At 62.7% G+C, this 13814-nt stretch carries 12 protein-coding genes; 8 read left to right on the forward strand and 4 right to left on the reverse strand.

Features of this window, described 5'->3' with window-relative positions; translation table 11 throughout:
- Positions 1 to 5 precede the first annotated feature (5 nt).
- Both H7C18_RS14060 and H7C18_RS14065 read right to left on the reverse strand, forming a co-directional pair.
- Positions 6 to 1370: an amidohydrolase family protein gene (locus H7C18_RS14060; RefSeq protein ID WP_185129700.1), complete on the reverse strand. Its 1365-nt coding sequence runs from the start codon at positions 1368 to 1370 to the stop codon at positions 6 to 8.
- A gap of 56 nt (positions 1371 to 1426) precedes the next feature.
- Positions 1427 to 3130, reverse strand: a complete 1704-nt coding sequence (locus tag H7C18_RS14065; protein WP_185129701.1) for a CocE/NonD family hydrolase — start codon at positions 3128 to 3130, stop codon at positions 1427 to 1429.
- Between the two features lie 439 nt (positions 3131 to 3569).
- Between H7C18_RS14065 and H7C18_RS14070 the strand changes: the two genes are divergently transcribed.
- On the forward strand, positions 3570 to 5165 hold the full coding sequence (locus H7C18_RS14070) for a PucR family transcriptional regulator (RefSeq protein WP_185129702.1): 1596 nt from the start codon (positions 3570 to 3572) through the stop codon (positions 5163 to 5165).
- Position 5166: 1 nt separating this feature from the next.
- Here the strand turns inward: H7C18_RS14070 and ggt are convergent, their stop codons facing one another.
- Positions 5167 to 6753 (reverse strand): gamma-glutamyltransferase, encoded by a 1587-nt coding sequence (ggt, locus tag H7C18_RS14075; protein WP_185129703.1) that lies wholly within the window; start codon positions 6751 to 6753, stop codon positions 5167 to 5169.
- A gap of 230 nt (positions 6754 to 6983) precedes the next feature.
- Between ggt and H7C18_RS14080 the strand changes: the two genes are divergently transcribed.
- From H7C18_RS14080 to H7C18_RS14110, 7 genes are all read left to right on the forward strand, one after another.
- Positions 6984 to 7442, forward strand: a complete 459-nt coding sequence (locus tag H7C18_RS14080; RefSeq protein WP_238357691.1) for a chromate efflux transcriptional regulator ChrS — start codon at positions 6984 to 6986, stop codon at positions 7440 to 7442.
- On the forward strand, positions 7430 to 8056 hold the full coding sequence (locus H7C18_RS14085) for a chromate efflux transporter ChrB (protein WP_238357683.1): 627 nt from the start codon (positions 7430 to 7432) through the stop codon (positions 8054 to 8056). The genes H7C18_RS14080 and H7C18_RS14085 overlap by 13 nt, the downstream gene beginning before the upstream one ends.
- Positions 8056 to 8598 carry a chromate efflux transporter ChrA gene (locus H7C18_RS14090; RefSeq protein ID WP_185129705.1) on the forward strand — a complete coding sequence of 181 codons (543 nt, stop codon included), beginning with the start codon at positions 8056 to 8058 and terminating at the stop codon, positions 8596 to 8598. Before H7C18_RS14085 ends, H7C18_RS14090 begins: the two co-directional genes overlap by 1 nt.
- A gap of 147 nt (positions 8599 to 8745) precedes the next feature.
- On the forward strand, positions 8746 to 9423 hold the full coding sequence (locus H7C18_RS14095) for a response regulator transcription factor (RefSeq protein ID WP_185129706.1): 678 nt from the start codon (positions 8746 to 8748) through the stop codon (positions 9421 to 9423).
- A complete protein-coding gene (locus H7C18_RS14100) occupies positions 9420 to 10400 on the forward strand; it encodes a HAMP domain-containing sensor histidine kinase (protein WP_185129707.1) in 981 nt (326 codons plus the stop codon). Before H7C18_RS14095 ends, H7C18_RS14100 begins: the two co-directional genes overlap by 4 nt.
- A 71-nt stretch (positions 10401 to 10471) precedes the next feature.
- Positions 10472 to 11413, forward strand: a complete 942-nt coding sequence (locus H7C18_RS14105; RefSeq protein WP_185129708.1) for an ABC transporter ATP-binding protein — start codon at positions 10472 to 10474, stop codon at positions 11411 to 11413.
- A complete protein-coding gene (locus H7C18_RS14110) occupies positions 11406 to 12191 on the forward strand; it encodes an ABC transporter permease (RefSeq protein ID WP_185129709.1) in 786 nt (261 codons plus the stop codon). Before H7C18_RS14105 ends, H7C18_RS14110 begins: the two co-directional genes overlap by 8 nt.
- Positions 12192 to 12476: 285 nt before the next feature.
- Here H7C18_RS14110 and H7C18_RS14115 read toward each other — a convergent pair whose 3' ends face one another.
- On the reverse strand, positions 12477 to 13610 hold the full coding sequence (locus tag H7C18_RS14115; protein ID WP_185129710.1) for a transglutaminase domain-containing protein: 1134 nt from the start codon (positions 13608 to 13610) through the stop codon (positions 12477 to 12479).
- Positions 13611 to 13814: the final 204 nt, after the last annotated feature.

Raw genomic sequence — 13814 nt, forward strand, 5'->3', positions numbered from 1 at the left:
CCGCCTTACCCCCTTTTTCGGAACGAGATTCTTTCGCAGGCGTCTTCCCATCGTTGCGACAACGCAGGCACCTTCCACTCCGCCCGGCCGCCCGCCGCTTTCAGGCAGCGCCCCTTCCGCCACACCCAACGCCGCTCCGGCACCATCGCGAACAGCTCTTCCGGCGAGGAAGCGTCGAACAGGACAAAATCGGCGTCATTGCCCGGCTCGATCCCCCGGTCCGGCAGCCCCATGACCGCAGCCGGATGCTCGGTCATCATCCGCAGCACCGTCCTCATGTCGGCCGGGCTGCCCATATGCGCGGCGTAGGCGGTAATCAAGCCGATCTGCAGCAAATCCCCTTTGCCGAACGGATGAAACGGGTCGTGTATGTTGTCCGACGCCGTCGCGAGCGTCACTCCCGCGTCCAGCAGCTCGCGGACGCGCGTCACGCCGCGACGGACCGGAAAGCGATCCCGGCGGCCCTGCAGGTACAGGTTCGCGCCCGGAAGCGTCACGGCGCCGAGCCCCGCTTTCGCGATCAGGCCGATCAGCTCGCCCGCATCCTTATCCGTCATCGCCGCAAGCGAGCAAAGATGCCCGACCGTCACCTTTCCCGTCCAGCCGTATTCGATCGTCCTCCGGGCAATGTGGGCGACGGTACGAACGTTCGGATTGTCGCTCTCGTCCGCATGAAGGTCGACGGGACAAGCCATCCGTTCCGCCAGCGCGAACAGCCGGTCGATCTCCGGCTCCGGCCGAGGCGAGATATGGGGAGCTCCGCCCACGCCCGTCGCGCCCATCCGCAGCGCTTCCGCCGCCGTCTCCACCGCCTCTTCGGTCAAATCGTAGCAAGGCAGCATCGGGAACAGTTGAATGGATACGTAGGGCGCAAGCTCCTCCTTCACTTCCAGCGCCGCCTCGACAGTACGAAGCGCCACCTCCCGGCCGTGCCGGACGTGGAAATCCAGATGGGTCCGGATGGCCGTCGTGCCGCAGGAGACGGCCTGCAGCGCCGAGCGCATGATCCTCGCCCTCAGCTCTTCCTTGGTAAAAGCAGGGGCGGCCGAGGCGTAATTGTTCACCGCCTCCTCCAGCGTCCCCGAGACGTTCCCGACCTGGGGCAGCGAGAAAGCTTTATCCAGATGCATATGGGCATCCGCCAGACCGGGAAGCGCAACTTGGCCTCGGGCATCAAGGCAGAGCGCACGGCCCGGCTCCGCCTCTTCTCCGTTCCATCGGTCGATCGGCACCCGCCCCGGAACCTGCGGAGCTTCGACCTCTTGCGGTTCGACGGACGTCCAGACGCCATCCTCGGCAGTCAACGAATACAGCCGCGACTCGTCCCGAAGCGGCAGCGCGGCATTGACGATTTTGAGAACGGTAGGCATGGTCGCACTCTCCTCATTCCTGATGATCGGGCCGCGCAAACCGGCGTCCCGCCCTTTTACTCCGTCGCCATTCGATCGACGACCGGCAATTCCAGCCAGGAAGCGAGCTCCGGCCGGCTGGCTACCGCGACGGCCGCAATCTTGAGGTCGCCGGGCCCGGCCTGCATGGCGGTCGAGATCGGCCGGCCGTTCGGATGGCGCAGCAGCAGCGGAAATCCGCTGCCGGTCAACTCCAGCCGCAGCGCGGAGCCGGCCGGACAGCGAATCGCGAGCGGCCGCAGCGCGATCTCGGCCGTCTCCCAGCCGCAGACCCCATCTTCCGGCGGCGCGGCGCCGATCTCGGCCCGCCCTACGGACAGCAGCCTCGCCTCGCCGCCAGGCAGCATAAGCGTCAGCGTCGCGACCAGGTCGGTCGGGCCGTCCATGACCTGGCAGCGCACGCTCAGCTTCGGGGAACCGAACAAAGGCAGTTCCTTTTCCAGCGGCTCGCCGGTATAGACGAGAATTTCATAGCGATCCTGCCGGGCGCTCTGATCCGCAGGCAGCGCGGAAGCGAGCGGCATCGGCAGCCGCGCGTCGTAGACGAACACGTCCGGCGCGGCGGCGCCGTCCACCGACTCCCGCCGTTCCTTCAACCGGCCGCCGCCAAGCGCCCCGTTCGCCGGCAGCTCCGAACCGGACAAATAAACCCGCCGTCCGCCCCCTTCGCCTTGGGGGTAATTCTCCGCCTCCTCCCACTTGCGGGCCGTCGGCTCGAAGTAGCGAACCGGCGGCTCCTCGAACAGACCGTTCTCGCGCTCGCCCTTCAGCCAATAATCGAACCAGCGGACCTGAAGGAGATGGACGCCGCCGTCCGCGCCTGGCCCATGATCGATGCCGCCGGCTTTGCGCCCCCACGGAATGTGCGTCCACGGCCCGATCTCCAGCCGGTGGAACAGATCGCGCGACCGCTCCGCGTCCCCCTGAAGCGCCGCATACGATTGAATCGTGCCAGGTAGCAGAAAGTCGTACCACCCGCCGATATGGAGCGCGGGAATCGGCCGCTTTCGGAACGGCTCAAGCCAGTTCAGCCGCGCCCAATATTCGTCGTATTCGGGACGTCCCGCCCAATCGAAGAATGCGGGCAAATATTTCTCCAGCAGCGGATGCCCTCTGTCGTAAGGCAGCCGGCGCAGGATGCCGCCGGGATCCGCCATCGCGCGCGAACAGATCGCTTCCGCCTCCGCATCCCCGGCCCGGCGGGCGCCGTCCCTTGCGAGCTGGTACGCCCAAGGCAGGCAGCCCTGAACATCGAAGCTTCCGTACGGATACATCCAGCCATGATACAGATCCGCGGCCGTCATGCTGGGAGCGATTGCCCTCAAGGGCGCAGGGCGCAAGGAAGCCGCCGCCCACTGCGTCGCTCCCTGATAGGAAAAGCCGTACATGCCGACCCGTCCGTTCGAACCCGGCAGCCCGGCGGCCCACTCCACCGCATCGAAGCCGTCCTCCGCCTCATGCGCGAACGGCACGAACTCTCCTTCGGAATCCCCTCTGCCGCGCACATCCTGAACGACGACCATATAGCCGCGCGAAGCGTACCACACCGGGTGGGCATGGCTGACCGTGGAGGCGATCATCCTTCCGTAAGGCTGTCTCATGAGCAGCACCGGGCAATCTCCGCCGCCCGGCGGCGGCCCGTAAATATCGGCATAGAGCGTTACCCCGTCGCGGAGAACGCAAGGGACTTTCCGGCGAATCGCCACGTTGCCGAATTCCATATCGATTCTCCTTTGCGGTTGGCGGAATCTTTTGCGTTAGATTTTATAACGCAAACCTCCAAATCCACAAGGCGATCGCCCGCCTTTTTGTAACTCCGCACAAAGGGAATGCAGTCTTTTTGTAATTAATTTGTTGTCTAAAGTTCGAAAAGGTAACATTTATGTCATGTTTTCGGAAGGTAATTTGCGATAATTCACGCCTGATCTGTTGCCATCCGGAGCAAACGGGCTTAATATGGAGTCAAAACCTTTCGTTCAACCGTTAAGGGCAGCTCGCCCCCTCTCCGCGTCACCTTATCTCCCGCAGCACCGTTTTACCGTCCGAATTTTTCGACTGGTTGACCCGTTCAACGCATCCGCATCCACCGGTCATGCCGCAGCCGCTTCAACGACGATGTATGAATGCTTCAGGATTTCCGCAAAGGAGGATGGTTCCGCCATGTATCTGACCGTGGAAGACGCACTGAAAATATATCCGCTGTCCGAGGGAAAGCTTACGGCCGGGCAGAGCGGAGTGAGCCGCATCGTCAAGTCCGTCAACGTGATGGACGCGCCGGATATATCCGATTGGGTGCGGGAAGGAGACATCCTGTTTACGACCGCCTACCTGATGAAGGACGCCCCTTCCGAAGGAGTTCAGCTGCTTCGGAAGCTCGCTCGAAAAGGCGCGGCCGGGATCGGCATCAAGCTGGGACGCTTCTGGGCCAACGTGCCCGACGACATGCTCGCCGAAGCGGACCGGCTCGGGTTCCCCCTGATCGAGCTGCCGTTCCCGTTCACCTTCTCCGACCAGATGAAAGGCTTGTTCAATGCCGAGCTGCAGCGAAGCACCAAGCTGCTGCACGGGGTGCTCGACAAGCAGAAGGAGCTGATGCGCTTCGCCCTCGCGCCCAAAGGGGCCGGCGAAATCTTTCAGACGATCGGCTGCATTCTCGGCGTCCCGCTGGCGGTCGTCGGGCTGCGCGGGCAAGTGCTTTATACGAGTCTGGCCCCTTCCGACCTCGAGCTGCTGAAAAAGCACCCCCAGAAGCCGGCCGTGCAGTTGATTCGTACCGAGCGATGGAACTTGATGCGGCTGCCGCTGAGGAGCACGGACGCCGGGCAGGACGTCGTCGGAAGCGTCGTCTTCCAAATCCCGCGCGGCCTGTCGCCCAAAGAGGAAGAAGGGCTGTATCATCAAGCCGCGGAGATGATCTCGCACCATCTGAACGCCGTCGAACGGCATTATATGGAACAGTCGACGCAGAACGAATTCGCCTCCCTGCTCCGCAATTATTTGAAAAGCCACATCTCCATCGACACGCTGCTGGAATGCGCCGCGAGGCTCGGCATCCCGTTCGGCGGCGAGCCCTATCGCTGCGCGGTATTCCACGTCTCGGCGATCAGCGAGCCCAAGAAGGAGCGGCTCCTTCGGACCATCCGCCAGGAGCTTCAATACAATCCGCTGCTCAAGGATTTAAGCCCGCTTCATTTTCCGGCCGAGGACTCGATTCTGTCGATTTTGCCGGCGGCGGCCGCTTCCGGCAAAGGGAAGCTGGCCCATCTGCTGAACAATATTTTCGCCGACGTCGCCGCCGAGTCGGGAAGCAGCCTGCGCATCTCGCTCAGCCATACGAAGCATAAGCCGGAGCAGCTCGATCAGGCGTACCGCGAATGCGCGGACGCCCGGGATACGGCCGATCGGCTTGGAATCGACTCGCTCGTGACGGAATACGAGACGGTGGAGATGGCTTACATCTTCCAATCGGTGCCGGAGGAGAAAATGCGCCGTTTTCTCGATATGACGCTCTCACCGATCATCGACAAAGCGCCCGATTCCGCGCAGGACCTGCTTCGCACGCTGGAGCTCTACATCGAGAATAACGGCCAGATCAACGAGACGGCGAAGCAGCTCTACATCCACCGCAACACCGCCGCTTACCGCCTCGACAAGATCGGCGAGCTGCTGCAGGTCGAGTTCAAATCGTATTCCGACCTGCTCAAGCTGAAGCTCGTGCTGCTGTTCAAGCACATGCTGAAGCAGCAGCGGCAATAGCTTACCAGCCGACGGCGGCTCCGTCGCTCCGGGGATCGGCGCCGCCTTGCAGGAAGCCCGCTTCGTCGATCTTGATCGCATGCGCGTGACCCATGACGGCGTCGAAGGCGCCGACGATCCGCACCTGGTGCCCGGCCGCGGCGAGAGCGGCGGCCGCCGCCGGGTCGATCCGCGCTTCCAGCTTCAGCTCCCGCGTCGGTTCTCCCCACGTTCGCCCCCATACCCAGCGAGGCTCGCTTACCGCCCGCTGAGGGTCCATCCCGTAATCGACCATGCGCGTGAAGATCGCCGTCTGCGTCTGCGGCTGGCCTTCGCCGCCTTGCGTGCCGTACAGGAAGCGCGGACGGCCGCCCTGCAGCGCCATGGCGGGCATCAGCGTATGGAAGGTCCGCTTGCGGGGCCGCAGACTGTTGACGTGGCCGGGTTCGAGCGAGAAGAAAGAGCCGCGGTTTTGCAGCAGGATGCCCGTGTCTCCGGCGACGACGCCGGAGCCGAACTCGAAGTACAGGCTCTGGATGAAGGAGACGGCGTTCCCCTCCTTGTCGACGACGGCGGCGAACGCCGTGTCGCTTCCCATCGGCCTCGCGTCGACCTCCGCGGCACGGTCCGCGCGAATGGCGGACGCCAGCTCCGCGCCGTATTCTTTGCTCAGCAGCCGATCCAGCGGAATGTCATGGAACGCCGGGTCGGTCAGCACCTCGTCGCGGTCTCGAAAACTTAGCTTCAGCGCTTCGATCAGCAGGTGGTAATAGTCGGCGGAACCGTGCCGGACGGCAGCGAGATCGAACGTCTCCAGGACGTTCAGCGCCATCAGCCCGACGAAGCCTTGCGAATTCGGCGGCATCTGGTAGACGTCGTAGCCCCGGTACCCGGTTGCGAGCGGTTCGACCCAATCGCCGCGATGCTCGGCGAAATCCTCCCTCGTCAACAAGCCGCCCCGCTTTTGAAGGAAGCCGGCCATCCCGGCCGCAATCTCCCCCTTATAGAAAGCGTCGCGCCCGCCTGCGGCAAGCGTTCGAAGCGTCCTCGCCGTCTGCGCCTGAACGAACCTTGTACCCGCGGCGGGAACTTGCCCTCCCGGCAGGTAGATCGCTGCCGTCTCCGCTGTCGCGGCCAGCATGGCCGCATGTTCTCGCGCATTGGCGTACTGGTCCGGCGACAGCGGAAAACCCCGTTCCGCATAACCGATCGCCGGCTCCAGCGTCTCGCCGAATTCGAGCCGGCCATACGCTTCGTGCACGGCTGCCCAAGCGTCGGCCATCCCCGGTACCGTTACCGCGCTGCGAATCCCGCGGGTCGGAATCGCCGCGAGCCCCGCGAACGCCTCCGCGGTCGCCCCGGCTCCGGAGCGGCCGCTGCCGTTGTAGCCCCGCACCCGCCCTTCCCGCGCTTGATACGTCAGCCAAAAGGAGTCGCCCCCGAGCCCCGTCATGTGGGGATAGACGACCGCCAGGCAAGCGCTGACGGCGACGGCCGCATCGAAGGCGTTGCCGCCCCGCTCGAGAATGCGAGCCCCCGCCAAGGAAGCCAAATGATGCGGGCTGACCACCATCGTCTCCGTCCCTATCGCAGGCCGATTCGCTTCCATCCCGTTCCCTCCCGTCCCTTTTCACCCTCAACATAGCACGACGAAACGAAAGCAATCAATCCCATGAACGACTATTTCGTAATCCTGAATAAATTTTTTAGTTGAATTCGTATTTTTAAACAGATATATTATTACACAATGCAAGCGGACGAAAGATTGCTGTACGCTGGTTCCATCGCGATTCCCCCATGCTAGGAGGCATTCCCGTGCAAAACAAACCGAAAAACGAAATGCCCGACGCCCATATCGACGAAACCGACCGCAAAATCATCGCCGCCCTGCTCGCGAACGCGCGCATCTCTTATACCGATCTCGCCAAAGAGATCGGCCTGTCCCGAGTCGCCGTGCAAACCCGCATCAACGCCATGATCGAGGAAGGCGTCATCGAGCGGTTCACGGCCGTCGTCAATCCGGTCAAGCTCGGGATCGGCGTCTCCGCCTTTTTCAACGTCGAGGTTGAACCGAAGTTCCTGCAGGAGATCGCCGACCGGCTGGCGGAGGAGCCTTCCGTCACGAGCCTTTACCATATGACCGGCCCGAGCAAGCTGCACATGCACGGCCTGTTCGTCGACAATCCGGCGATGGAGACGTTCCTCAAGGAGAAGCTGTACCCGCTGCCCGGCATCATGAGCGTCGACTGCCAGGTGCTCATCACCCGCTACAAGAGCCGCATGGGATGGAGGCTGTAGCGATGGGCTCCGCTTTCTTAAGCAACCGCTACGTTCAGCTTGTCGCGGCCATGGTGCGAACCGGCGTTCTCGGCTACGGCGGCGGCCCCTCCGTCATCCCGCTGATCCGCTATGAAGCCGTCTCCCGCTACGGCTGGCTGAAGGACGAGGAGTTCGGCGAGGTGCTGGCCGTCGCCAACGCGCTGCCCGGCCCGATCGCCACGAAGATCGCCGCTTATCTCGGGTACCGGGAGAAAGGCTGGACCGGCGCGGCCGTGGCGATGATCGCCCACATTCTGCCCTCCTCGGCCGCCATGCTGGCGCTGATGTCGATCGTTCAGCGGTTGAGCCGATCGGCGGCCGTGGCCGGCATGATCGCCGCCGTCGTGCCGGTGATCGCCGTCATGATCGGCATGATGGCCTACGAATTCGGCCAGAAAGCCGTCAAGGGACTGGGCTGGGCGGCGGGGCTGGCCGCGTTCGCGCTGACGTTCCTGCTGCTGGAGGTCGTGCCGATCCATCCGGCGATCGTCATCGCGCTGTTTCTCGCTTACGGCGCCGTTCATTTCCGGATGGCCGAACGGCTGCGCGCCCGGCTCGATCGAAGCAAGCGCCGCAAGGAGGGCGATGTCTGATGGAGTGGTGGAAGCTGCTGCTCGGCTTTTTCCTCGCCAATGCGCTTGGCTACGGCGGGGGCCCCGCGTCGATTCCGCTCATGTACCGGGAGATCGTCACCCATTACGGCTGGCTGAACGACCTGCAATTTTCCAATATGCTCGCGCTCGGCAATACGCTGCCCGGCCCGATCGCCACCAAGATCGCCGCCTACGTCGGCTTTCACGTTACCGGCACGATCGGTCTTCTGATCGCCCTCGCCGCCACCGCCGTCCCGTCGGCTGTCGCGCTGATCGGCCTGATCAGCCTGCTGCACAAGTACCGCGGCTCGAAAGCGGTCAAAGGCATGACGCTGCTCGTCCAGCCGGTCATCGCCGTCATGATGCTCGTCCTCGCTTGGCAGATGGGAGCCGAATCCCTTCGCGCCATCGGCATCTGGCAGACGCTCGGCATCGCCGCGGTCGCCTTCTGGGCGATGGCCGTAAAGAAGTGGCATCCCGCCTTGGTCATCGTCGCCGCGTTCGCTTACGGCGGGCTGGTGCTGTCGCATACGATCGCGTGACGCCGGCGCCCTCTTTTCCCGGATCGACCGTTCAAAAGAAGACGGCTCTTCTATCCCGAACCGTTCCGATGGTAAGATGATAGCGAGCGGACCCGGGCCAAGCTCCCTGCCGGACCTTGCCGGCCGCCAATACCGGGAACGAAGGTGATGCCGTTGAACCGCCGAATCTTGTATATCGAGGACGACCCGGAGATCGGAAGCTGGGTGTCGGACGACCTCCGGCAGCGAGGCTACGAGGTGAACTGGCTTCGAAGCGGAGAAGGAGCGGACAAGGAGCTGCCCCGCTGCGATCTCGCCATCCTCGACGTCATGCTGCCCGGCTTGGACGGCTTCACGGTCGGACAAAGGCTCAAGCGGGCGGCGCCTCACATTCCCATCCTGATGCTGTCCGCCCGAACGGACGTGGACGACAAGCTGACCGGGCTGAAGTTCGCGGACGATTACGTTACCAAACCGTTTCACGCCGACGAATTGGCCGCGCGGGTGGAAGTGCTGCTCCGAAGGGGGCGGCGAGGCGGACACTCGGTCGAACTGGGCCATATCGTCGTCAACTTCACCGATAACACCGTCGTCGACGGGCGCACCGGCGAGGAAGTGCCGCTCACCGGCAAGCAGCATGCGATCCTCTTGTATTTCCTGCGCCACCCCAATCAGATTCTGATGAAAGAGCAGATCTACGAGGCGGTCTGGGGAGAACCGTACCTCGAAGGCGACAAAACGCTCATGGTCCACATTCGCCGGTTGAGGGAGAAAATCGAGAAGGAGCCGGCCGTCCCGGAAATCATCGAGACCGTTCGCGGACTCGGCTACAGGGTCAAGCAATGAAGACGAGAAAATCCTTGTTGAACCAATACCTGCTCCTTCACTTCCTGGCCGCTACGCTTCTTCCCGTATGCTTCTTGCTCGCGACCGTCGGCGTTTTCCCGTCCCGCGTTCCTTCGGAATCCTCCGGTTCCTCTCCTGATGCTTTAAGCCTGCTCGTCTTCGTGCTCGTCCTCTTCGTGGCGATTTCCTGGATCTTTTTCGGCAGGATTCGCAAAAGGCTGCGGAGCCTGCAGGAGACGATGGCCAGCCCGTCCGACGACGGCCTTCCGCTTCCGATTCGCACCGGAAGACGGGACGAGATCGGGCAGCTCGAAGAATCGTTCAACCGAATGGTCCGGGAACTGGCGGAGAGCCGGCAGCGGGAACGGGAGGAAGAACGGCTGCGCAGGCAGTTGATCGCGAGCCTCTCTCACGATTTGCGAACGCCGCTGACCGCCATTCGAGGCCATGCGAGCCGCCTGAACAAGGAGCCGCTCACCCCCGCGGCGCGGGATTCGGCCGCTTCGATCGATCATAAAATCAGCTTCCTCGGCCAACTGGTCGACAATCTTCTCTCTTACTCGCTGCTGACGTCGGGAAAATACCCTTATCGTCCGGAGCGGACGGAGATCGCTCGTCTGGTCCGGCGTTCGTTCGTCGACTGGTATCCGGTGTTCGAGAGCATGGGGTTCCAAATCGAGCTGGACCTGCCGGAAACGCCGTTGCATTGGGAAGTCGATCCCTCCTGGCTTGAGCGGATGCTGGACAACTGCTACCAGAACGTGAACCGCCACGCCCGGTCGGGCAAGTATATCGCCGTTGCCGTGAAGCCGGACCGGATCGAGATCCGCGACCGCGGGCCGGGGCTTACCGGCGACTCGGACGGGAAAGGGGCCGGGATCGGCCTGGAGATCGCCGCGTATATGGCCCGGGAAATGAAGCTTCGATGGGAAGTCGTCTCCGGCGAGGACGGAACGCGGGTCGAGATTCGAAAGTAAACGAAATTTAAACGAAGCGCTAACGGATTGTTACCCTCGGCAAGCTATGATGGTTGCCGGGGGTGATGGGCATGGACAAATCGGACGAGCCGGAGTTCGTCTTGCGAACGATAGGGTTGACCAAGCAGTACAAGGAACAGACCGCCTTGCGGGATGTCGATTTGTCGATTCGCAAAGGAAGCATTTACGGCTTCATCGGACAGAACGGGGCGGGAAAATCCACGCTCATGAAGATCGTCGCCGGCTTGGCCTCGCCGACGTCAGGCACGGTCGAGCTGTTCGGGAAGAGCGGCGACGAGGATGTCGTTCGGGCGAGAGCCCGCATCGGCATGACGATCGAGAGCCCGGCCTTGTTCCCGTATCTGACCGCTTACGAGAACATGGAGGTGCAGCGTCGGCAGAAGGGGATCCGCGACCGGACAGCGATCGATCGAACGCTGGCGATCGTCGGCCTTCAAGACACCGGCCGGAAGCCGGCCAGAGAATTTTCTCTGGGCATGAGGCAGCGCCTGGATCTGGCGATCGCCCTGCTCGGAGAGCCGGAGTTTCTTATTCTCGACGAGCCGACGAACGGGCTCGATCCGATGAGCGTGGTCGAGATGAGAGACCTGCTCCGACGATTGAACGGAGAGTCGGGGATGACCGTTCTCATCTCGAGCCACATTCTGAGCGAGCTTCACTTGCTCGCCACTCATTACGGCATCATTCACCGCGGCCGCCTGCTGGAGCAGCTGACGGCCCAGGAGCTCGGCGACAAATGCCGGCAGCATCTGCACATCAAAGTGGACGACCCGGCGCGGGCGGCGGAAGTGCTCGCGCGGGAGCTGGGGACGACCGAATTCGAAACGGCCGAAGACGGTTCCATCCGGTTGTTCCGGTATACGGAAGAGCCGATCCGGGTTTCGTCCGCGCTGGCCGCCTCCGGGCTCGGTATCGAGCAGTTCGGTCCGATGGGAGAATCGCTGGAAAGCTATTTCGTCCGGCGGATCGGGGGTGCTGCCCCCAATGAGTAACCTGCTGAGCGCCGAATGGTACAAGCTGCGGAAAAATGGAGCCTTCAACCTCATTTGCAGCTGCATTGCGATCATGACCGTTCTTTTTGTGACGGTATCCTATTTAAGCTCTCCGAAGATCGAAGGATACCGGATCGGGCATTCAGCCATCGAGCTGTACGTCAACTCGCTGACCTTGAACTCGTTCCTGATGAAGCTGCATCTCGGCATTCTGGCCGGCTTCTTCATCTCCGCGGAATACGCATCCGGCGTACTGAAGCGGTCCGTATCCGTCGGGCGGGACCGAAGACAGATTTACCTGTCCAAGCTCGGCATGTTCTCGCTCGGGATCGTGCTGGCGTCCCTCATCGCCCCGCTGATCGCCGCGGCCGCCGGAGGAGTCATGTCCGCGTCCGGCCTGCTGAACGGATTCGGGCACCCCGGGAGCGTTCCGGTCGCTGCTTACCTGCTGCGGACGCTCGGCTTCACCGTCCTGTTCGCGGCCGCGCTCGCTTCCGTCGCCGCCTTCATCGCCGTGGCGTTGGCCGACAGCGGCAAAACGATCGGGATCGCGCTCCTCTTCTTCCTGTTCATCGACCAGGTGCTGATGGCGCTCGCGCAGAGGTACGCGATCTTCGAGAAGCTGTACGACCTCTCGCCGTTCAGGCTGCTCGCGCAAACCGCCGAATTCCATCTGAACGGCGGCGAATGGCTGACGTGCGTGATTGCGCCGCTGGCGGCACTGGCCGTGTTTACGCTGCTGGGTATATCCGTATTCCGGAAGAAGGAAATCCAATAACGGCGGCGGGAGCCGCGGAAAAGAGGCGGAAAGATGAAAAGGCGGATCTGGATCGCCATCGGCGCCGTCGTGGTTGCGGCCGCGCTGCTGCTCGTGCTCATGCCGAATCCTTTCGGATAATTGGGGAGCCTCCGAGAATAATCCCCAAAAAGCGACGCGAAGCCTCAAAAGAAGAATGCCCGAGGGGCACGGCGTGCCGCTATGCCCCTTGAGGGGCGGGCCGCCGGCGACGATTGCGGCACGGCGTGCCGCTATGCCCCTCGGGGGGCGGGTCTCCGCAGTTTTTCAGTCCGTTTGGAAGGTCAGCGTCAGCAGCACATCGTTCGCGCCGCCGGCCGGGAACCGGGCAGCCGAACTGCGGATCGACGTGACCGCCGAGACGGCGTCGAGCAGCGCCTGCAGGTCGACCTTCGCGCTGGAGCCATTCACGTAGCGGACGGTGAGCGCGGATTTTCCCGCCTTGACGGCCGCCTTCAGCCGTGAGGCGATGTCCGACGTCGACTTCGCCGTGTTCTCGGGCTGAAGGTACGGATAGCCGAGCGTCTGGCTGAGTCCGTTATAGAACGATTTGCGCTTCGGATCGGTTTTCAGCAGGCCGCTCAGCGCCGTTCGATACGAAGTCGTGGCCGCCGGATACGTCAAGGTCCACTTGTGGTCGGCGCGAATTTGCGCGTCGGTGAGCAGATAGTAGCCGTATTCGGTGCGCCCCTTCACATCCGGGACCGGGTCGTCGAACGTCGTGTCCAGGTGGTACCACTTGCCGTCCAGCTTTACCAGGTTCCAGGCATGGGAGCCGGTCGGCACCGTTCCTTCGGCGATCCGGACGGTCACTCCCCCCTTCTTCAACAGCAGATAGGTCAGCGAAGCGTACCCTTGGCACACCGTCTGCCCCGTCGCCAGCGCATCGTACGCGGAATGCTTGCGCAGCGTCCGGTCGTAAGCGACGTGGAGTAGCACCCAGTCGTGAACGGCCTTCACCTTCTGATGGTCGTTCATGCCCGTCTTAAAAATCGACGCCGCGATCTGCTTCGTCTTGCTTTCCACGTACGCATATTGAGAAGCGTTCTCCCAATAAGTAACTTGGATCGTAACCTTCGCCCTTTTGCCGTCGGACTGGGAAGCGTATCGGTACGATTTGATGGCGTAGTTTACGTAATCGTCCTGCTTCATGGCCGTCTCGAACGCCTGTTCCGCCGTCTTCAGCGAAGCGGAGGCGCTGCCCGGCACTTGAAGCGTAAAGCTCTCGCTGCGCTGCTGCAGCTTCTGGAAGATGGCGGAACTGAACTGGCCGGCCGATGCGGCCGCGGTCTCCGCGGCGGCGCTCGCAGCGAACGGGAACGGAGCCGCCTCGCTCCCGATCAGGACGGCGGACAACAGCACCCCGGCCATGCCGGCCCGGTATCCTCGATTTTTCCCCATAAGCAGTTTCCTTCCGTCGGTGTTGTCCTCTCCAGCATATTGAAACATGCCCGCCGGTATTCTCGCAACCGAAAAACGGCCGCACGATTCCGGAAGCCTTTCTCCCGCTCGCCGGGAGAGCGAACGGTCATCCGGATGACGGACGGGTTCAGATGACCTCCGAATTCGTCGGAGGCCGCCTCAAAAGAAAAAACCAGCTAATGT

Source organism: Cohnella zeiphila (assembly GCF_014212055.1).
Classification (GTDB): domain Bacteria; phylum Bacillota; class Bacilli; order Paenibacillales; family Paenibacillaceae; genus Cohnella; species Cohnella zeiphila.